At 64.8% G+C, this 19295-nt stretch carries 19 protein-coding genes; 6 read left to right on the forward strand and 13 right to left on the reverse strand.

Translation table 11 applies throughout. The annotated features are described in order from the left end of the window. Window positions 1-82 precede the first annotated feature (82 nt). Complete coding sequence (locus Q0J57_RS03405; protein ID WP_297217108.1) at window positions 83-613, forward strand: HD-GYP domain-containing protein; 531 nt, start codon at window positions 83-85, stop codon at window positions 611-613. Between the two features lie 209 nt (window positions 614-822). After that, window positions 823-1155: a hypothetical protein gene (locus Q0J57_RS10150; protein WP_363315454.1), complete on the forward strand. Its 333-nt coding sequence runs from the start codon at window positions 823-825 to the stop codon at window positions 1153-1155. 53 nt (window positions 1156-1208) lie between these two features. Here the strand turns inward: Q0J57_RS10150 and Q0J57_RS03415 are convergent, their stop codons facing one another. The 9 genes from Q0J57_RS03415 to hcp all read right to left on the reverse strand — a co-directional run bounded on the left by Q0J57_RS03415 (window position 1209) and on the right by hcp (window position 8789). Continuing rightward, on the reverse strand, window positions 1209-2000 hold the full coding sequence (locus tag Q0J57_RS03415; RefSeq protein ID WP_297217111.1) for a YkgJ family cysteine cluster protein: 792 nt from the start codon (window positions 1998-2000) through the stop codon (window positions 1209-1211). Between the two features lie 30 nt (window positions 2001-2030). Then, window positions 2031-2642, reverse strand: a complete 612-nt coding sequence (thiF, locus tag Q0J57_RS03420) for a sulfur carrier protein ThiS adenylyltransferase ThiF (protein WP_297217428.1) — start codon at window positions 2640-2642, stop codon at window positions 2031-2033. A gap of 122 nt (window positions 2643-2764) precedes the next feature. Beyond that, on the reverse strand, window positions 2765-3883 hold the full coding sequence (thiH, locus tag Q0J57_RS03425) for a 2-iminoacetate synthase ThiH (protein ID WP_297217112.1): 1119 nt from the start codon (window positions 3881-3883) through the stop codon (window positions 2765-2767). A gap of 14 nt (window positions 3884-3897) precedes the next feature. After that, complete coding sequence (locus tag Q0J57_RS03430) at window positions 3898-4668, reverse strand: thiazole synthase (protein WP_297217114.1); 771 nt, start codon at window positions 4666-4668, stop codon at window positions 3898-3900. A 150-nt stretch (window positions 4669-4818) separates the two neighbouring features. After that, entirely contained in the window at window positions 4819-5019 is a 201-nt protein-coding gene (gene thiS, locus Q0J57_RS03435; protein ID WP_297217116.1) for a sulfur carrier protein ThiS, read from the reverse strand. Between the two features lie 353 nt (window positions 5020-5372). Continuing rightward, window positions 5373-5819, reverse strand: a complete 447-nt coding sequence (locus Q0J57_RS03440; RefSeq protein ID WP_297217117.1) for a pyridoxamine 5'-phosphate oxidase family protein — start codon at window positions 5817-5819, stop codon at window positions 5373-5375. Then, window positions 5782-6453: a flavodoxin family protein gene (locus Q0J57_RS03445; protein WP_297217118.1), complete on the reverse strand. Its 672-nt coding sequence runs from the start codon at window positions 6451-6453 to the stop codon at window positions 5782-5784. The genes Q0J57_RS03440 and Q0J57_RS03445 overlap by 38 nt, the downstream gene beginning before the upstream one ends. Continuing rightward, window positions 6446-7144, reverse strand: a complete 699-nt coding sequence (locus Q0J57_RS03450) for a Crp/Fnr family transcriptional regulator (RefSeq protein ID WP_297217119.1) — start codon at window positions 7142-7144, stop codon at window positions 6446-6448. The genes Q0J57_RS03445 and Q0J57_RS03450 overlap by 8 nt, the downstream gene beginning before the upstream one ends. Before the next feature lie 55 nt (window positions 7145-7199). Next, window positions 7200-8789, reverse strand: a complete 1590-nt coding sequence (gene hcp, locus Q0J57_RS03455) for a hydroxylamine reductase (RefSeq protein ID WP_297217121.1) — start codon at window positions 8787-8789, stop codon at window positions 7200-7202. Window positions 8790-9003: 214 nt separating this feature from the next. Between hcp and Q0J57_RS03460 the strand changes: the two genes are divergently transcribed. Both Q0J57_RS03460 and Q0J57_RS03465 read left to right on the forward strand, forming a co-directional pair. Next, on the forward strand, window positions 9004-10173 hold the full coding sequence (locus tag Q0J57_RS03460; RefSeq protein WP_297217123.1) for an MFS transporter: 1170 nt from the start codon (window positions 9004-9006) through the stop codon (window positions 10171-10173). Window positions 10174-10298: 125 nt separating this feature from the next. Further along, entirely contained in the window at window positions 10299-11300 is a 1002-nt protein-coding gene (locus Q0J57_RS03465) for a DMT family transporter (protein ID WP_297217125.1), read from the forward strand. Window positions 11301-11516: 216 nt separating this feature from the next. Here Q0J57_RS03465 and Q0J57_RS03470 read toward each other — a convergent pair whose 3' ends face one another. Further along, entirely contained in the window at window positions 11517-13229 is a 1713-nt protein-coding gene (locus Q0J57_RS03470; RefSeq protein ID WP_297217127.1) for a 30S ribosomal protein S1, read from the reverse strand. Window positions 13230-13348: 119 nt separating this feature from the next. Beyond that, window positions 13349-14479 carry a tetratricopeptide repeat protein gene (locus tag Q0J57_RS03475; protein ID WP_297217129.1) on the reverse strand — a complete coding sequence of 377 codons (1131 nt, stop codon included), beginning with the start codon at window positions 14477-14479 and terminating at the stop codon, window positions 13349-13351. Window positions 14480-14739: 260 nt separating this feature from the next. Between Q0J57_RS03475 and Q0J57_RS03480 the strand changes: the two genes are divergently transcribed. After that, window positions 14740-15642, forward strand: a complete 903-nt coding sequence (locus tag Q0J57_RS03480; protein WP_297217131.1) for a DMT family transporter — start codon at window positions 14740-14742, stop codon at window positions 15640-15642. Between the two features lie 15 nt (window positions 15643-15657). Continuing rightward, a complete protein-coding gene (gene rdgB / locus Q0J57_RS03485; protein ID WP_297217132.1) occupies window positions 15658-16317 on the forward strand; it encodes an RdgB/HAM1 family non-canonical purine NTP pyrophosphatase in 660 nt (219 codons plus the stop codon). A gap of 42 nt (window positions 16318-16359) precedes the next feature. Here rdgB and sppA read toward each other — a convergent pair whose 3' ends face one another. Beyond that, window positions 16360-17340 carry a signal peptide peptidase SppA gene (gene sppA / locus Q0J57_RS03490; protein ID WP_297217133.1) on the reverse strand — a complete coding sequence of 327 codons (981 nt, stop codon included), beginning with the start codon at window positions 17338-17340 and terminating at the stop codon, window positions 16360-16362. 265 nt (window positions 17341-17605) lie between these two features. Beyond that, the gene (locus tag Q0J57_RS03495) at window positions 17606-19285 is read right to left on the reverse strand and encodes an AMP-binding protein (RefSeq protein ID WP_297217134.1); all 1680 of its coding nucleotides are present in this window, start codon (window positions 19283-19285) and stop codon (window positions 17606-17608) included. Window positions 19286-19295: the final 10 nt, after the last annotated feature.

Genomic DNA, 19295 nt, shown 5'->3' on the forward strand with positions numbered 1-19295 from the left:
GAAGATCATCCATCTTAACCGGGGTCTCATTGCGGCCCTGGCTACGGCCATCGAATTTCGCAGCGGAGAATCCGGCGCACATGTGCAGCGCATCCACCACATTACACGCCATCTGCTGCTGCACACCCCCCTCGGGCAGGGCCTGGATGCGGAAACCATCGAGCAGATTGCCCTTGCCGCCATTATGCACGATGTGGGAAAGATCGCCATTACCGATTCCATCCTGAACAAGCCCGGAGCGCTCACTGCCGAAGAATTCGAAATCATGAAGCGACATACCATCCTGGGGGCGGAGCTGCTGCAAAAAATTCCCCAGCTGCATGAGCACCCGGCCTTTGCCTATGCCTACGACATTGCCCGCCACCATCATGAGCGCTGGGATGGCAGAGGCTATCCCGACGGACTGAAGGGGGATGAAATCAGCTTGTGGGCGCAAATCGTTTCCCTTGCCGACGTCTACGATGCGCTGCTGAGCGAACGCTGCTACAAAAAACCCTTCAGCCGTGAAAAGACCCTGCGCATGATCAAGGAAAAACAGTGCGGCATCTTCAATCCCCGTCTTCTGGAATGCTTCTTTGCCGCAGAACATGACCTCTACGTGTTCTACGCGTAGTATTTTTGGTAATTCTGATGAACACGCGTATCCGAGAAATCCTGAATAGTGGTGGTATTGATGCAGACAGCCTGCTGGAACGCTGCATGCAAAATGAGCCATTCATGATACGGCTGCTGCAAAAGTTTTTGCTGGATCCCACCTATGTACGCCTTGCCACAGCCATATCCTCCGCGGACATGCCCACGGCGGAGGAAGCGGCCCACACCATGAAGGGCGTATGCGGCAACCTGGCCATGGACCAGCTGTTCCAGCTGCTGGAACAGCAGCTGGCGGCCCTGCGCGCCGACGACCTTGAGGAAGGCAGCCGGATCATGCCGTCCATAACGCATGCATACGATGCCGCCGTCCGGGCCATAGAGCAGCTGCCCGCCGCCGGCCGCTTTCCGGGAGAGAAGCGCGCAACCGCTGTGGCCCGGCGGCATCCGGGCACAGCATCCTGCGCCCGTGCGGCGTCCCGCTGCCGGCTGACGGGCAATACGCCCGCGGCAACGTGTCTTTTCCCCCAAAAAAACGCACAGAGGAAGGGAACGCCCCCTTAAGCACGGGGGCATTCCCTTCCTCCTTTCAAAAAACGTCTGTGGTGTGCGCCGGCCTACGTGCCCGCGCTGTCCCCGCGACGTGGGGCAAGATGCGGACAACGCCCGAAGATAACCAGCTCCAGCCAGTCCAGCCCGAATTCCAGGGTGGCGGCGCTGTCCGTCAGCACGGCACGGGCGCGCTGGGCATCCACCTCCACATGGGCAAGCAGCTTCTTTTCCCTGATGATGCCGCGGAAGGCTTCCAGCTGATACAGGCACAGCAGGGCCAGGGTGGACAGGCTGGCCTCCAGCGGGCGCCCCGACGCCTGCACCATGGTCATGAGCCGCATGTAGCGGTCATTGAAGGCATTGTAGGTTTCCAGTCCCTGACTTTTCTGCCAGTTGGGCGGCGTCCAGAGCGGACCGGCCGCAAAGCCGCGGCAGTGCGCCTCGCGGACCAGATAGTGCCGTTCCTCAATACCGTCACGGCCCATCCGCGTTCCCCGCCCCAGCGGATAGCTGCGGCAGGCGCCGGGCCTGTCGGCATAGACGGTGCAGCCCTCCGGCCCCACAAAGGGACAGGGCGCACCCTCCACGTCATCCATGAGGAGAAACGGCAGCGGAAAGCCCGTTTCGGGAAAGGTGCGCACCGCGGCATAGCGCTCCAGAAAGGTCTCGCCGTCCATGCCCAGATGCGCGCACAGGCGCATGACATCATAGGGCGTCAGGGGCAGGGCCAGATCATGGCAGCAGCGATTGAAGCAGGATATGCCGGGATGGCAGGAAAAGCGGAAGGTCTGCTCCGCCGTCAGTTCCTCCAGCGGCCCGGCCGCTTCGTCCGGGCACAGGGTGTCGTCATCAGCCATGGGTTCTCCTTGCGCAAAGGGCACGTACCGTCAGGCGGTCTGCCAGTCCCTGTCCAGAATAATGGTCAGGGCCGCATCAGCCAGCAGGGCAGCCGCCTCGGTAACGCGCGGCGCCAGCGGCGGCGCCTGCAAAATATCGGTGGTAAAATCCCCCACCAGCATGAGCCGGCCCAGGGCACGCTTCTGCATGGGCGCCCCGTTGTAGCCGCCCATGCCCGAGGCGCTGGCCACCCAGCGCTCCCCGAGCATGGCCTGTTCCACCAGCAGGCGCTTGTCCGCCGCGCCGTCCAGGGCTTCCAGCCACACGGGGCACAGGGGCAGCAGATCGGGCAGATTGTCCGGCCCCAGGCGGAGCTGACGGCAATCCGTCTGCACGGCGGGATTGAGTTCGTGCAGCAGTTCGGCCAGGCAGTCCACCTTGGGGCGGCCCACATGGCGCGGCCAGTACTGCTGGCGGTTGAGGTTGGAAGCCTCCACCACATCATGATCCAGCAGCAGAAAATGCTCCACCCCGCTGCGGGCCAGCATGAGCGCCGCATTGGACCCCAGCCCCCCCGCACCGGCCACGCCCACGCGCACGCTACGCAGACGTTCCAGCTGCTCCGGGGAAAGATAGCGCGTCAGACCGCGCCGCAACAGCATAGCATGACTCACAGGCAGACTCCCGGAAAACAGAAGATGACCCCGACGCCAGAAGGACAGCGCCGGGGCCATGCATAAGGAGTGTCAGAAAACAAGCGTGCCGGGCACGCGAGCGGCCACGGCTAGACGCAGGCCACCGGGTGTTCCCAGTCCTTGATCACGGCCTGATAGCCGATGCTGGCCAGGGCATCGGTCATCTGTTCCACGCTGCGGTGGTCGGTAATGTCGAACTGGCCGGAATTGTCCGCCTCGCCGGCATGCCCGCCCACGGCCGTGGACACCCCGGCGGAAACGCGGGTCACCCCCAGGGGCACCAGGTGGTTGCGCATGAAGGCGCTTTCGCGGCTGGAACAGGTGATGCCCGCCCGCGGCAGGAAGCAGCGCACGGCAGTCACATACTGCACGAACTGCCGGTCATTGACCGCATGGGGAATGTCAAAGCTGCCTTCGTGCGAGCAGATGCGCGGGATGGAAACCCCCACGTCCACGCCGGGATAGTTGCGGATGAGCCACCAGGCATGCAGGCCGGTGCAGAAGGCATCCTGCACAAATTCGTCCAGACCCAGCAGCGCGCCCACGCCCAGCGAGCGCATGCCCGCGCGGGCCGCGCGTTCCGGCGCATTGAGGCGGAAGCCGTAGTCCTTCTTGGGGCCGGCGGGATGCAGCCAGGCATAGAGTTCAGGATTGTAGGTTTCCTGAAACATGGTCATGCCGTCCACGCCCGCGTCCACCAGCAGGCGGTACTGCTCTTCGGTAAGGGAGTAGACTTCCACACCCACAGAGGCAAACATGGGCTTGAGGCGGCGGGCCGCCCCGGCGATGTATTCCGGCGAGGAGAGCTTGGGTGCCTCGCCGGTGAGCACCAGCACATGCTGCAGGCCCATCTTGGCGATGGCGCGCCCCTCTTCTTCCACCTCGTCCAGGGTCAGATGCCGGCGGGGCTGCGTATTATTGGCATTGAAGCCGCAGTAGCGGCACTGATTGGTGCAGACATCGGAAATATAGAGCGGCGTGAACAGGTTCACGGCGCGGCCAAAGTAGCGCAGGGTCAGTTCATGGGCGCGCTGGGCCATGTCTTCCAGATGCGGCGCCGCGGCGGGCGACAGCAGGGCCATGAAGTCGGCGGGTTGCAGGCTGTCCTTGCGCAGGGCGGCCAGCACCTGTTCCTCGGTGGCATTGGCGGCCAGCTCCGCCCGGCGTTCACGCGGCCATTTTTCCAGAAACTGCTGAAAATTTTCCATGACCATCCTCCTCACTAACGCAGAAAACCGGTAAGCGGCGACGAGGCTTCGGCAGCTTCACCCGGCGCCTTGACCACCCCGGCACCGGCCAGCCAGGCATTGTGGCCGGCTTCCACAGCGGCCCGGAAGGCCAGCGCCATGCGCACCGGATCGGCGGAAGAGGCAATGGCCGTATTCACCAGGCAGGCGGCGGCCCCCATTTCCATGGCCTCGCAGGCCTGGGAAGGACGGCCGATGCCCGCATCCACCACAATGGGCAGGTCCATTTCCTCGATGAGGATGCCGATCATTTCCCTGGTGCGCAGGCCGCGATTGGTGCCGATGGGCGCCCCCAGGGGCATGATGGCGGCGGCCCCGGCATTGGCGCAGGCCCGGGCCACATACAGATCGGGATTGATGTAGGGCAGAACGGTAAAGCCTTCCTTGACCAGCATTTCGGTGGCTCTGGCGGTTTCGTAGCCGTCGGGCAGCAGGTGGCGCACATCGGAAATCACTTCAATCTTGATCCAGTCGCCACAGCCGGCGGCGCGGGCCAGACGGGCCAGGCGCACGGCCTCTTCCGCAGTGCGGGCGCCGGAAGTATTGGGCAGAAGGCGCATGCTCTGGGGAATATGGGCCACAATGCCCTGCTGCCCCTTTTCCACGCGCCGCATGGCCACGGTGATCACTTCCGCTCCGCTGGCCTCGCAGACGCCGGGAATGAGCTTGTCAGCGCTGTATTTTCCCGTACCGATAAACAGGCGGCTCTTCAGTTCCACGCCGCCGATAACGAGCTTGTCTTCCACTGTACTTCTCCCTCTGTCACACACTGCATGCCGGCTCACGCCGCTGCAGAACGTACCGAAGCAGACCGCTGCCTTCTGCGGCATGGCAGCCGTCCCGCCGCTGCCCCGTAAGGGAGCAGCGCCTCCCGAGACCATACGGCAGTGCGTCGGCTAGCCGCCGCCCACGAACTGCACCAGTTCCAGCACATCTCCGGCACACAGGCGCGTGGTGGCGAAATCCGCCGCGGGGACAATTTCCCCGTTGCGCTCCACCACCACAACGGCAGCATCGTGGCCACGCTCATGCAGCAGGTCGGCCACGCTCATGTTGTCGGCATAGTCTCCATCTTGTCCATTGACTGTCAGCTGCATACGGCCTCCCGACGGTCTTGCCCGTCACGCACAAAAAAAACCCGCGTTCAGAAGAAGCGGGCAGTGCACAGACCCGAAACACGGGTCGCCAGCTTCCCTTCGTCAGCACTATCTGCTTCAGGTACAGGAGCGCGCATCCGCGCGCCCTAGGGGTCAGGGCGCTCTCACCCTTTCTCAGCCATACAGTAGGCTCCCCCAGCCGGAACGGAATCAGAATAGCTGCGGAGCCGGACAAATGCAAGGGATTTTTCTGCGCCGGACACAGCTGCGGAAAGCCCCGGCGGGCCGCCAAGGGGCACACCGGGGCCAGACTCACCGGCAGACCCGCACGTCTGCCGGAAGCTCGCGAACGTCTAGTCGGGGAGGCGGTCCTTGCCGCACATTTCCTCGATGTCAATGCGCAGCACATTGACCCGGCGCAGCGCGGCCGGGGGCGTGGGGCGGGGACAGCGCGCCTGATAATGATCGCTCATGGCGTCCAGCACCCGTATCTTTTCCGCATCATCCGTCACCAGCGACATGCGGCCGTGTCCGCTGATGCTGCGGAAATAGGCCGTGCTGTGCTCGCGGGCGATGGTCACATCCACCGCGCCGGCAAAGCCCACCCGGGCATCACGGGCCAGACAGTCCAGCTTGTGCCCCTTGAGGCCGGTGTGGGCATAGAGGTGCCCGTCCAGCCAGACGGCATTGAGGGGCAGCACATAGGGATATTCCTCGCCGGAAAAGGATACGTACAGGGTTTCCAGCTTGGCAAAAACGTCATCATAAAAGGCAGCGTCCGTACGCAATTTCGCCTGCATTTCCACATCTCCACTCACCGGGCGCCGGAACGGGGTTCCGCGCCGTCAAACTGTCCAGTGCGGCCAGCCAGCAGGTGCGGGCCAGCTCGCAGTCCCGCTCATCGGGATGATGTGCGGCCTCTGCCAGGCGGGCCGCACGCGCCTCTGTCATGGGATGCCCCCTGCCCGGCATGTCCTGCCGGGGGCGCACCCTTCCCTGGCACAGAAACTCGCCCAGAAGATGATTGCCCCCTTCTGCCAGCAGTTCCCGTGCCTGCTCCAGGCAGCGCTGCGCATGCGGGGAGTCGGGCCAGGCCCCCAGCGTGCCGAAAAGGAAGACCTGTCTGCCGCGCAGCTGCTGCCAGAAGCGGCGGCTTTCCTCATCGGGAAGGCCCCGCCGCACCCAGAAACCCAGGGCCAGCACCCGGCGTCCGGCTAGTGCCTGTGCCGCCGCCGGCGCCACATGCGGCAGAATGCCGCCTGCCAGGGCTTCGCCCACGCGCCAGGTATTGCCCGTCACGGACGAGGAGACCACACAGGCCTGTTCCCGCCAGTGCCGCAGGTCCACCTGCACGGGGCGGGAAATATCCCGGCCGTCGGCACAGCGGGCATAGGGCGGATGCAGCAGCCCCGCCGGCGTCACCGGGCTATTCATGGGCGTTCTTCTCCAGAATATCCCGGCGCAGCAGCTCCACGCGCCGCCGTTCCAGACGGATGACGCCGGCCCGGGCCAGGGCATTGAGTTCACGGCTCAGGCTTTCCCGGCTCACGCCCAGCAGACGCGCCCAGAGTTCCCTGGTGCCCGACAGGGCAATGCTGTCGCTCTTTTCCATTCTGCTGCGGTGCAGAAGCCAGCCCGCCACGCGCCGCGCCACGGAAATGACGCCCTGCGAACCGGCCACCTTGTTGATGAACAGGCGCTGCCGGTGCGCCAGCACGCGCAGCAGATAGCCCGCCAGCGCCGGATTGCGCGTCACGCTGTCCTGGAGCGTCTTTTTGTCCAGCCACAGGGCGCGACCGGTGGTCACGGCCTCGGCCGTGCAGGGCAGGCCCCCCGAATAGAAAAGTGCCCCCACATCACAAAAGGCCCCCGGCCGGGTCAGATGCAGCACATGTTCCCGGCCTTCCGGTCCGGCCTTGACCAGCTTGACCTCGCCGGACAGCACCAGGGGCAGGGCCTCGCAGGGGCCGCCTTCATGAAACAGAATCTCGCCGGGCGCAAAGTCCGCCACGCGCATGCGGGCAGCCAGCTCCCGCCAGTCTCTGTCATCCAGCACCCCGGCCAGCGCGCGCCCCTGCAATGCCGTGCGCAGGCGCTGCTCGGGACCATTGTCATTGCGGATCATGGCACCTTCCTTTGCGGGGCGGTCCGGCCGCCCCGCGCATGTCACCGGCGGGCACTCAGCCCAGGATATCCTTCAGATCCGCATCCGGCGTGGCAATGGGCCGGATGCCCCAGCGCTCCACCAGAATCTGGAGCAGATTGGGCGACACAAAGGCCGGCAGGCTGGGGCCAAGGCGGATATTCTTCACGCCCAGGGCCAGCAGGGTCAGCAGGATGCTCACGGCCTTCTGTTCGTACCAGGAGAGAATGAGGGACAGCGGCAGATCATTGACGCCGCAGTGCAGGGCCTCGGCCAGTGCCAGGGCCGTGCGCACCGCCGCGTAGGCATCATTGCACTGGCCCACATCCAGCAGGCGGGGCAGGTCGCCGATGCGGCCCAGGTCCTTGTCAAAGAAGCGGAACTTGCCGCAGGCCAGGGTAAGCACCAGGCAGTCGGCCGGAATCTTTTCCACCAGCTCCGTATAGTAATTCCGTCCGGGCCGGGCGCCGTCGCAGCCCCCCACCAGGAAGATGTGACGCACGGCACCCTTGCCCACGGCGTCCAGCAGGGCGGGAGCCGCACCAAGCAGCGTCTGGCGGCCAAAGCCCGTCAGCACGGTGCCGCCGGGCACGTCCTCGGGGAAGCCGGGCAGTTCCAGGGCCTTCTGGATGACCGGGGCAAAGTTGCGGTCCTGGCAGTGCACGCAGCCGGGCCAGCCCACATTGCCGGACGTGAACACCCGGTCCGCATAGCCGCGCGGCTCCTGAATGCAGTTGGTGGTAAAGAGCACCGCGCCGGGGAAATGCGGCAGCTCCTTCTGCTGATTCTGCCAGGCCGTGCCGTAGTGCCCGGCCAGATGCGGGAAGGCATGCAGCGCGGGATAGCCGTGAGCGGGCAGCATTTCCCCGTGGGTATAGACCTGGATGCCTGTGTCGCGGGTCTGCTCCAGCAGGGCCATGAGGTCCGGCAGATCATGGCCCGACACCAGAATGGCCGGCCCCTTGCGCTGTCCCAGGGAAACCGGCGTGGGCACGGGATGACCAAAGGTGCCGGTATTGCCGTCTTCCAGCAGCTCCATGGCCCGCAGGTTGGTCCGGCCGCATTCCATGAGCAGTTCCAGCCAGCCGTCCAGATCATAGGTCGTCTGGCTCAGGGGCGTTCCCGCCACCAGGCCGGTATACAGAAAGGCCGCCACCGCCGGATCACGCCGTCCCAGCACGGCCGCATGGTCGGCATAGGCCGCCACGCCCTTGAGGCCGTACAGCAGCAGCTGCATGGCCGAGCGCACGTCCTCGTTGGGGGACAGGCTGTCCGTCGCCACGGGCAGACCGGCAATGAAGGCGTCTGCTCCGCTTTCGGGGGCAGGCAGTCCCGCCTTCGCGGCCAGACCGGCTGCCTGCGTGCGGCAGGCCTCTTCCAGCGCCACAAGATCGGCAGGATCAAAATTCACATTGGTCAGCGTGGCAAACAGGGCCTTGAACGCAAAATCATCCACCTGTTCGTCCACCATGCCGCATGCGCGGGCAGCCAGCGCCACGGCAGCAAGACGGCGCAGCGCAGCCACAAGCCTGTCCTGCTGTGCCGCCACGGCTTCATTCTTGCCGCAGACGCCCAGCACGGTACAGCCCCTGCCTCTGGCAGTTTGTTCACACTGATTGCAGAACATGATGATTCCTCCTGCGTAAACGATTTGTGCTAACAGCTTACGCATATTTACGGGTCTTGATCTGTGAGCACAGTCACAAAACAACGTTCCCTGAATCTCCCTGCCCGGCAGGGGGCCGGAAACAGACTTGCCATGCCCCCGCACATAAGCCTACAAGGGGGGCACGCATCCACGTATTCCCCCCCCCTCGCATTCCGGTGCACAAGGAGACTCTATGAGCGACGAACGCCTCTGGACCAAGGACTTCATTGTCATCACACTGGCCAACTTCTTTCTGATGATCAACTATTTCATGCTCTTCGTCGTCATGGCAGACTACTCCATGAGCACCTTTCAGGCCTCGCCCGCCATGGCCGGCGCCGCCAGCGGCATGTTCATGGTGGGCGCTCTGATAGCCCGCCTCTTCACCGGGGCCTTCATCGAGCGCTACGGGCATCGCGCCCTCTGCCTGCTGGGTCTCGGCAGCAACCTGATCCTGAGCTGCACCTATTTTCTGGCCCAGTCCATGATCGTGCTGCTGGGAGTACGCCTGCTGCACGGCGCGGCCTACGGCATGGCCTCCACCTCCCTGAGCACCATGGTCTCGCGCATGGTGCCGGAGGCGCACCGCGGCGAGGGCCTGGGCTACTATATGCTGAGCTATGCCCTGTCCACGGCTGTCGGTCCCTTCATCGGCGTCAGCCTCATGCAGACGGGCAGCTTTTCCATCCAGTTCTGGCTCTGCATTGCCTTCATGGTGGTGAGTCTGGCCCTGGCCATGGTTTCTCACGAACTCTGGCGCGGCACGCCCAGCGCCGTGGGCGTCGTCTTCATAAGGCCCCTGTGGCGCAATTTTCTTGAACCCTGCGCCCTGCCCATCAGCTGCCTGGGTTTCCTCGTCTACATTGCCTATTCCAGCATCATGACCTTCCTGCCGCCCTATGCCAGAGAGCTGGACCTGACGGAAACGGCCAGCTTCTTCTTTGTGGTCTATTCGGCGGCCATGCTCTTTTCCCGGCCGGAAGCCGGCAAGCTCTTTGACCGGCGCGGCCCGGACTTCGTCATGTTTCCGTCCATCGCCTGCCTGGCCCTGGGCGTGCTGACCCTGAGCTTCTGCAGCAACGGCACCATGATGCTGGTGTCGGGCGGCCTCATCGGCGCAGGCATCGGCGTCATCCAGTCCTGCGGCCTGACCATCGCCGTGCAGGCCACGCCGCCGGAACACGTGGGCCTGGCCAATTCCACCTACTTTGTCTTTCTGGACATTGCCGTGGGCTTTGGTCCCGCCGTGCTGGGCATTCTGCAGCCCTTCACCGGCTATGGCGGCATGTACTTTGCCATGGCGCTGCTCTGCGCCTCCTGCCTGCTGGTCTACGCCCGCATCCGGCCCCGGCGCAACCGCTAGCCCGCACGCCTGATCCTTGCCGAGAGCAGGGCCGGTTTCCGAAAGGGAACCGGCCCTTTTTTGTGCCGTTACCTGCAATTGGCATCTTGTGCAAAATTTGTCATGCTGGGGAAACGGAGGCTCCCATGTCGCACACGCCCCCCTCCCCCGCTGCGCCCGCTCCGGGCCGCGGCGCCTGCCTTGTTCTGCTGGGCGCCCTCTGCTTCAGCACGTCCGGCACCGCCCAGGCGCTGGCCCCGGAAGGCGCCACGCCCTACGTCATCGGCGCCCTGCGCATGCAGGTGGCCTTTCTGGCCCTGCTGGTCTGGTGCCTGCTGCGCAAACGCCTGCCGCAGCAGCTGCATCACTGGCCCCTGCGCTGGCTGCTGCCGGCTGCGGGCGGGCTGGTGCTTTTCCAGCTCTGCTTTTTTCGCGGGGTCCAGCTCACCGGGGTTGCCGTGGGCACCGTGGCCTCCATCGGCTTTTCTCCGCTTGCGGCCGCCGTTCTGGCCTGGCTGCTGCTGGGCGAACGGCCCGGCCCGCGCTGGTATGCCGCCACACTCCTGTCCCTGGCCGGTTTGTGCTGCCTGAGCGGCGCTGACGGCACGGTACCCTGGACCAGTCTGCTGCTGCCCCTGGCCGCCGGCACGGGCTATGCCCTCTATTTTGTCTGCACCCGGCCGCTGGGCCGGCAGTATGCCCCGGACAGCATCATGCTGGTGCTCACAGGACTGAGCGGTCTGGCCCTGCTGCCTGTCCTGCCTGCCTCTCCCCTGTACTGGCTGGTCAGCCCTGCCGGAACGGCAACCGCCCTCTACCTCGGCACGGTGACGGCAGCCCTGGCCTTCAGCCTGACCACGGCCGGTCTGCGCCTGACCCGCGCCGCCACCGCGGCCACACTGGCCCTTGCCGAGCCGCTGGCCGCTGCCTGCTGGGGGATTTTTCTTCTGCATGAGCGGCTCTCCGCCGTGCAGCTGGCGGGCCTTGGCCTGCTGGTGGCCGGCATGGCCATCCTGGCCACGGAGCGCCCGCCGCATGCCCTGCCCGCCGCCGGACAGATCATTCCGCCCGGGCCGCCGGCGGCACGGGCACAGGACACGCCCCCCGAAGAGGACCGCACCCGCAATCCGGCGGACAACGACGCCTGAAAACTGCCTGCGGGACGCCTAGGGGACGGGGACGCCTGATGCCACCGCTGTCCGGACAGGCCGCTTCCGCGCCAGGCGCTGGCGGGCGGCCTGCCGCGCTCCTGTTCCTGCGCCTGTTCCCGTGCCGGTTCCGGGCAGAAGCGGCTGCACCCTGACGCGGGCATAAAAAAAGGGGGGAAGCCGAAGCTCCCCCCCTGATGGTCATGGGTGTGCGAACTAGTTTTCGCTGTTTTCGCGGGCAGCGGCCTTGAGCAGATCGCCCAGGCTCTGGCCGGTTTCCTGGGGACCGGCATGGAATTCCTTGGGCTTGCGGCGCTCTTCCTCGTCCTTGATCTGCTTGATGGACAGACCCAGACGGCGTTCCTCGGCGCTCACATGGATGACCTTGGCTTCGATTTCCTGGCCTTCCTTGTACATTTCGGCAGGGGTCTTGACCTTCTTGCCGGAAAGTTCGGACACATGCACCAGGCCTTCGATGCCTTCTTCCACTTCCACAAACAGGCCAAAGTCGGTGATATTGGTGATCACGCCCTTGACGGTGCAGCCCACGGGGTAGGTGCTGGGCACATGGCCCCACGGATCATCCACCAGCTGCTTGATGCCCAGGGTGAACTTTTCGTTTTCCTGGTCCACGGTGAGCACCTTGGCCTGCACGGTGTCGCCCACCTTGTACAGTTCGTTGGGATGGCGCACCTTCTTGGTCCAGCTGATGTCGGACACGTGAATGAGGCCGTCGATGCCGTCTTCAATGCCGATGAACATGCCGAATTCGGTGATGTTCTTGATGACGCCCTCAAGAATGGTGCCTTCGGGGTACTTTTCCGCCACCAGTTCCCAGGGATTGGGACGAACCTGCTTCATGCCGAGGCTGATGCGCTTCTTTTCGCCATCCACGCCCAGGATGACCACTTCCACTTCGTCACCGGTGTGCACCATCTGGGAAGGATGACGCAGCTTGCGGGTCCAGGACATTTCGGAGATGTGCACCAGGCCTTCCACGCCGGGTTCCAGTTCCACAAAGGTCCCGTAGTCCACCAGATTGGTGACCTTGCCCACATGCTTGGTGCCTTCGGGGAAGCGGGCGGAGATGTCCTGCCACGGATCGGGCACCAGCTGCTTGAGGCCCAGGGAGACCTTGTTGTTTTCGCGGTCGAAGGAAAGCACCTTGAGGGTCAGGTCCTGCCCCATGGTGATCATTTCCTTGGGATGGCGGATGCGCTTCCAGCTCATATCCGTGATGTGCAGCAGGCCGTCGAGGCCGCCGAGGTCCACGAACACCCCGTATTCGGTGATATTCTTGGCCTTGCCGTGCACGATCTGGCCTTCTTCCAGCGTGCGGAGCAGATCCTGGCGCTTGGAATCGCGTTCTTCTTCCAGCAGCACGCGGCGGGACACGATGACGTTGCTGCGGCGGCGGTTGATCTTGAGCACGCGGAATTCAAATTCCTGATTGACCAGCGCGTCCATGTCCGGCACGGGGCGCAGGTCCACATGGGAGCCAGGCAGGAAGGCTTCCACACCACCGATATCCACCGTGTAGCCGCCCTTGATACGGCGCACGATATGGCCCTTGATGACCTGATTGTTCTCCTGCACGTCTTCCAGCTTGTCGAAGACCTGCATGCGCTTGGCTCGTTCAAAAGAGAGCGTGATGGTGCCTTCGCCTTCGTTCTTGCGAACCACGTAGACATCCACCGTATCGCCCACCTTGACGGTCATGTTGCCCGCGGAATCGCGGAACTCGCTGGCCGGGATCTGCCCTTCGGACTTGAAGTTCACATCCACCAGCACATTGTCGTCATCAACGCGGACGATTTCGCCCTTGACAATGGAGCCTTCTTCCAGGTCGCCAAAGTCGGAGTTGAGGTAGTTTTCGAGGGCACTCTCGAAATTCATTTCATTGTCGTGCCCGGTTTCCTTGTCAGCCATCAGCCATGCCTCCAAACAAAATTTCCCCGTTTTCCGGGAGTGAGAGACCGTATCAGAAAGTTTTGCGGAACACAAGGTGATTTTCCCCCGTCCCGGCTGCGGGCACAGGGGCACGGAGCCTATTTTTTCTTGCGGGAGGGCGCGCTGCGCTCCTGGGCGCGCAGATGCGCGCGGGCATCGGGATCGCCGTTTTTGGCCGCCAGTTCATACCAGCGCTGCGCCTCGCTGAGGTTGCGCTGCACGCCCGTGCCCTGGTCATACATGAGGCCCAGGCTGTACTGGGCCGCCGGTTCGCCCGCTTCGGCCGCCTTGAGGTACCATTCCACGGCTCTGGCATAGTCCTGGGCCACGCCGCGCCCCTGTTCGTACATGAAGCCCAGATTGTACTGCGCTTCGGCATAGCCCGCCTCGGCGGCGCGGGTATACCACTGGATGGCCTTGGCATTGTCCTGTGCAAAGCCGCGCCCCTCGGCGTACATGTAGGCCAGATTGTTCATGGCCTTCTTGTGGTCCTGCTGGGCAGCCCGCTCAAACCAGTGAGCGGCCTTGGTGTCGCTCTGATTGGATCCCTTGGCGTTCATATAGGTCCAGCCCAGCGAATACTGGGCATCGGCCAGCCCCTGATTGGCGGCGCGGCTGTACCAGTCGATGGCCATGTCCTCGCGCTTGGGCACGCCGCGTCCGTTGGCATAGAGATAGCCCAGCGAGAACTGCGCCTCGGCCAGGCCCTGCTCTGCCGCCTTGCGATACCAGCGGGCAGCCTCCCGAAAATTGCGGCGCACGCCGTTTCCCGTGCAATAGGCCGTGGCCAAGGCATTCTGTGCCCGCAGCTCGCCCTTTTCGGCCGCCTTTCTGAGCAGGGCGGCACCGCGCTGCGGACTGCGCTTCACCCCCTTACCCTGCATGGTCAGCGTTCCCAGCACATACAGGGCCTCGCCATTGCCCTCCTTCTCGGCCAGGGGACCAAGCAGGGACACGGCCTGCTCATACTTGCCGGCATCCAGCGCCTGCTGCACCTGCCGGAGTGCGGCAGCCGTGCGGGCATCCTCGGCGGCCCGTTCTGCGGCCCGTTCTGCGGACTGTTCCGCAGCCTGTTCTGCGGTGGCCTGCGGCGCCGCTGCCGGCGCATCCGGGACCTTGTCGGCGGCAAAAACCGGCGCCTGCCCCACCCAGAGCAGTCCCGCACAAAGCAGCCCCGTCAGGGCCTGACGCCCCCCGGTCCGCAGTCCCGGAAAAAACCCCTTTTTCACGCTGTCATCTCCTGTGGCAAGTTCCCGCCGGTGCGGCTCTGTCCGGCCGCCGGCACATACGACACGGTTTTCAGCAATAGCTGTTTCACGGCCAAAAGAAAAGAGCCGTTCCCCCCGCTGCGCGCATGGCTCATTTTTCCCGCCCGCCACGGCCCCGCCCGGCCCGCCGCCGCGCGCATTGACGCCTTTCGCACCGGCAGCTACAACCTATGGCCGTCCGCCCCCGGGGGGCATGGTCCGGCAATCTGGAGGAAGGTAGCATGCGGGAAGCCACAACGGGAACCCTGCTGGCCCTGCTGGCCACGGTCATCTGGTCAGGAAATTTCGTGGTGGCCCGCGCCGTGGCCCACATGATTCCGCCCTGGCAGTGCAATTTCTGGCGCTGGGTCACGGCCTTTGCGGTCTGCCTGCCCTTTGCCTGGCCGGCCCTGCGCCGCGACTGGCCGGCCCTGCGCCGGCACTGGAAGCACGTGCTGCTCATGTCCCTGCTGGGGGTTTCGCTCATGAACACCTTTTTCTACAAGGCCGGGCAAAGCACCGAAAGCCTGAACATGGCCCTCATTGCGCCCACGGCCCCCATTGTCATCCTGCTGCTGTCCCGCGTGCTCTACGGCGAGGCCATCCGCCCCCGGCGCCTGCTGGGCATGCTGGTAGTGCTGGCGGGCATCGTCATTCTGGTAAGCCGGGGCGACTGGCAGCGCCTGGCCACCCTGAGCTTTGCCCGCGGGGACCTCTGGTCGCTGGGCGGGGCCTTCAGCTTTGGCCTTTATTCCCTGTTCATGCGCTTCCGCGCGCCGGAAATCTCCACCCTGGGTTTCAGCGCCGCCACCTTCGGCCTGGGCGCGGCCCTGACGCTGCCCTGCGTGGTCGCGGAATGGCTCCTGCTGCCGCCGGTCACCTGGTCCATGCCGGTGCTGGTGGGCATTCTCTATGCCGGGGTGGGCTGTTCCTTTGTTTCCTTCTGCCTCTGGACCCGTGCCATCGCCGCCATCGGCCCGGTGCGGGCGGGCATTGTCTATTATTCCCTGCCGGTCTTTGCGGCCGTCGGGGCCTGGCTGGTCCTGGGAGAAGCCGTCAATGCGGCGCAGCTTGCGGGCGGCGCCCTCATCATCGGCGGCATCATCACCGCCACCGTGCAGCTTCCCCGCGAGCACCGGCACTGATATCAGGAGGGCATCATGACATCACAGCGCATGCGCGCCGTACTGGCCACCACCAATGCCGGCAAGGTCCGGGAACTGGCCGGTCCGCTGGCTGACTTTGGCGTGGACGTGGTGGGGCTGGATCACTTTCCCCACATTGGCGACATTGTGGAAGACGGGCTGACCTTTGAGGAAAACGCCCTCATCAAGGCCCGCACCGTGGCCGCCGAAACCGGCCTGGTCAGCATTGCCGACGATTCCGGCCTGGAGGTGGACGCCCTGGACGGCGCCCCGGGCATTCATTCCGCCCGCTACGGCAATGACTGGGAGCTGCTGCCCGGCGAAAACCGCGACGACCGCAACATCCGCAAGCTGCTGTACGCCCTGCGTCAGGTTCCCGACGCACAGCGCAGCGGCCGCTTTGTGTGCTGCATGGCCGCCGTGCGCCCGGCCTGTCTGGGCGGGGGCGAGCTGGTGGTGCGCGGCACCTGGGACGGCCGCCTGCTCACGGCCCGGCGCGGCAGCAACGGCTTTGGCTATGACCCTGTTTTTCTTGATCCGCACCTGGGGCGCAGCGCCGCGGAACTGAGCCGCGAGGAAAAACTTGCCCGCAGCCACCGCGGCCAGGCCCTGCGCGCCCTGCTGGCCCGCTGGGAAGCCTTCATGCACGGGGCCGCGCAACCCTCAGCAGACTAGACAAAAACGGGGCGGCTCCCTGAGGAGTCGCCCCTGACATGTTTACTGATACAAAAAAACAGGCGTGGCATTGCGCACAGCTGCGGCATCCAGGCCCAGCCAGCGGGACAGCGTACTTTCCAGCAGGTCCTGCCACCATCGTTCCTTGCGCGGCCGCTCCAGCAGCGGGCGCCGCACATCCACCCCGCTCTGCTCTGCCAGCCAGCGGTGAGCGGCCTCCATGCCGCCCAGCTCATCCACCAGCCCCAGCCGCAGGGCCTCCCGGCCGGTGAAGATGCGGCCGTCGGCCAGAGCTGCCGCTTGTTCCCGCGCCATGTGCCGCCCCCGGGCCACAATATCCACAAACATGCCGTGCATATCGTCCAGCACGCCCTGAAAATAGGCCCGTTCCTCATCAGACAGGGGGCGCAGCATGGAGCCGGCATCCTTGTAGGGCGCGGTGGTCAGGGTCTGACGGTCCACGCCGATCCGGTCCAGCAGGGCGCGTATCTGCGGAATATCCATGCGCACCCCGATGGAACCGGTCACGGTTCCCGCATTGGCAAAGACGCGCTGCCCGGCCATACTGACCATGAGACCGCCCGACGCCGCCATGCCACCCATGGAAACGGCCACGGGCAGGCGTTCGCCCAGATGACGCACGGCCTCGTACAGTTCCTGCGAGGCAGCGGCGCCGCCTCCCGGCGAATCCACCCGCACCAGCAGCCCCTTTACCTGATCCTGCCGGGCAATCCTGCGCAGCCATTCCAGATGCGGCCGCACGTCGTCAATGGTGCCGTTCACCTCCAGCACGGCCAGGCGCGGCCCGCCGAAGGCATCGTCCCTGCTGCCCAGCCAGACAAGGAGCAGGGCCAGCAGAACCAGCAGTATCAGCAGCCAGAAGATGACGGGATGACGCCTGCGGAAGGGGCGCCGCACCAGCCCCAGCCAGAAGGATTCCGGCAGACGCGCCAGCGGACAGGCCGCGGAACAGCCGGCAGAAGATGCCGCGCCGGCAGCGGAAGAAGGATGTTCATTTTCCATGCGTCCCTGCATAGCATGCTCCGCCACGGGAGAAAAGCACCCGCGCCCCTGTGCGCCGGCACAAGAAAACGGGGAAGGTTTCCCTCCCCCGTCTGTATGTCAGCCAGCGCCGGCAGCGGGTCACGCCGCTGCTGGCAGATGTTACGCGGCGGCAGCCTGCACCGGCTGCGGATGTGCCGCAGAGACAGGCATGCTCCCGACAGGGCCGTCACGCCGGGGCGGCAGGGCAGCGTGCGGCAGCGGCATGGCCCATGCGTGCCTGCGCTTAGCCCTCCATGGCTTCGGGCCAGCGCTCGGCCGCCATCTCGCGCAGCTTGAACTTCTGAATCTTGCCGCTGGCCGTGAGCGGGAAGCCGGAGACCACGGCCACATAGCGCGGAATCTTGTACCAGGCGATCTTGCCGCGGCAGAAGGCGCGCACGTCTTCCTGGCCCAGCTCCACACCGGGACGGGGCACGATGAAGGCACCCACCTCTTCCCCGTACTTGCGGCTGGGCACGGCCACTACCTGCACATCCAGCACGCCGTCCATGGTCAGCAGAAATTCTTCCACCTCGCGGGGATAGACGTTTTCCCCGCCGCGGATGATCATGTCCTTGATGCGCCCGGTGATGCGCACATAGCCGTTTTCATCCATGGTGCCCAGATCGCCGGAGTGGAGCCAGCCCTCGGGGCTGATGGTTCTGGCCGTTTCCTCGGGCATATTGTAGTAGCCCTTCATCACATTGTAACCGCGGCAGAGGATTTCCCCCACCTCGCCCCGGGGCAGTTCCTCGCAGGTCTCGGGATCGGCCACGCGCACCTCGATGCCGGGCATGGCGCAGCCCACGGTCTCGCAGCGCAGGGCCAGGGGATCATGCACATCAGACTGCGTCATGACCGGCGAGGCTTCGGTCAGGCCGTAGCAGATGGTGATTTCCTTCATGTTCATCTCGTCCACCACGCGCCGCATGAGCGGTTCGGGGCAGACGGAACCGGCCATGATGCCCGTGCGCAGGCTGGACACGTCAAAGCGCTTGAACAGCTTGTGCTCCAGCTCGGCAAGGAACATGGTGGGCACGCCGTAGAGGGCGGTGCAGCGCTCGCTGTCTACCGCGGCCAGCACCTGCAAGGGATTGTAGGACTCCAGAATGACCATGCAGGAACCGTGATTGACACAGGCCGAGACCCCCAGCACGCAGCCGAAACAGTGGAAAAGGGGCACGGGCAGGCACACGCGGTCCTCTTCCGTAAAGCGCTGATGGCGGCCGATCCAGTAGCCGTTGAGGCCCACCCCCACATGCGTAAGCATGACCCCCTTGGGAAAGCCCGTGGTGCCGGAGGTATACTGCATGTTGATGGCGTCCCACGGGTCCAGGCTGCGCTGACGGGCCAGGTAGTCCGCATCGTCCACCATGACGGACATGGCCATGATTTCTGGAATGGAATACATGCCCCGGTACTTTTCCGCCCCCAGAAAGCAGACGCGCTTCAGATGCGGCAGATCGTGGCAACGCAGATCGCCGCGGGACTGCACGCGCAGTTCCGGCGCAATCTTGTAGAGGGTATCCACATAGTCATGATCCCGCAGGCTGTCGATGAGAAAGATATTCTCGCACTCGGACTGCTTGAGCAGATAGCGCAGCTCGTGTTCGCGGTAATTGGTATTGACCGTCAGCAGCACGGCGCCGATCTTGGCCGTGGCAAATTGCAGGGTCACCCAGTAGGGAACATTGGTGGCCCACACGGCCACCTTTTCGCCCTTCTGCACGCCCAGAGCCATGAGGCCGCGGGCAAGGGTGTCCACATCCTCGGCAAACTGGCTCCAGGTCTTGCGATAATTGCGGTCGGCATAGACCAGGGCCTCCCTGTCGGGGAAGCGTGCCACGGTCTCGTCCAGAATCTGGCCCAGCGTCTTTTCCCGCAGCACGAACTGCGCCTGACGCTCGCGTACTTTTTCATCCATGCTCAGCCCT

Source organism: uncultured Desulfovibrio sp. (genome assembly GCF_944324505.1).
Lineage (GTDB): Bacteria > Desulfobacterota > Desulfovibrionia > Desulfovibrionales > Desulfovibrionaceae > Desulfovibrio.

Excerpts from the sequence above, each read along its gene's own strand:
- Q0J57_RS10150 (WP_363315454.1), top strand. The coding sequence starts at position 823 with ATGAAGGGCGTATGCGGCAACCTGGCCATGGACCAGCTGTTCCAGCTG.
- Q0J57_RS03415 (WP_297217111.1), bottom strand. The coding sequence starts at position 2,000 with ATGGCTGATGACGACACCCTGTGCCCGGACGAAGCGGCCGGGCCGCTG.
- thiF (WP_297217428.1), bottom strand. The coding sequence starts at position 2,642 with ATGCTGTTGCGGCGCGGTCTGACGCGCTATCTTTCCCCGGAGCAGCTG.
- thiH (WP_297217112.1), bottom strand. The coding sequence starts at position 3,883 with ATGGAAAATTTTCAGCAGTTTCTGGAAAAATGGCCGCGTGAACGCCGG.
- thiS (WP_297217116.1), bottom strand. The coding sequence starts at position 5,019 with ATGCAGCTGACAGTCAATGGACAAGATGGAGACTATGCCGACAACATG.
- Q0J57_RS03440 (WP_297217117.1), bottom strand. The coding sequence starts at position 5,819 with ATGCAGGCGAAATTGCGTACGGACGCTGCCTTTTATGATGACGTTTTT.
- Q0J57_RS03445 (WP_297217118.1), bottom strand. The coding sequence starts at position 6,453 with ATGAATAGCCCGGTGACGCCGGCGGGGCTGCTGCATCCGCCCTATGCC.
- Q0J57_RS03450 (WP_297217119.1), bottom strand. The coding sequence starts at position 7,144 with ATGATCCGCAATGACAATGGTCCCGAGCAGCGCCTGCGCACGGCATTG.
- hcp (WP_297217121.1), bottom strand. The coding sequence starts at position 8,789 with ATGTTCTGCAATCAGTGTGAACAAACTGCCAGAGGCAGGGGCTGTACC.
- Q0J57_RS03460 (WP_297217123.1), top strand. The coding sequence starts at position 9,004 with ATGAGCGACGAACGCCTCTGGACCAAGGACTTCATTGTCATCACACTG.
- Q0J57_RS03465 (WP_297217125.1), top strand. The coding sequence starts at position 10,299 with ATGTCGCACACGCCCCCCTCCCCCGCTGCGCCCGCTCCGGGCCGCGGC.
- Q0J57_RS03470 (WP_297217127.1), bottom strand. The coding sequence starts at position 13,229 with ATGGCTGACAAGGAAACCGGGCACGACAATGAAATGAATTTCGAGAGT.
- Q0J57_RS03480 (WP_297217131.1), top strand. The coding sequence starts at position 14,740 with ATGCGGGAAGCCACAACGGGAACCCTGCTGGCCCTGCTGGCCACGGTC.
- rdgB (WP_297217132.1), top strand. The coding sequence starts at position 15,658 with ATGACATCACAGCGCATGCGCGCCGTACTGGCCACCACCAATGCCGGC.
- sppA (WP_297217133.1), bottom strand. The coding sequence starts at position 17,340 with ATGGAAAATGAACATCCTTCTTCCGCTGCCGGCGCGGCATCTTCTGCC.
- Q0J57_RS03495 (WP_297217134.1), bottom strand. The coding sequence starts at position 19,285 with ATGGATGAAAAAGTACGCGAGCGTCAGGCGCAGTTCGTGCTGCGGGAA.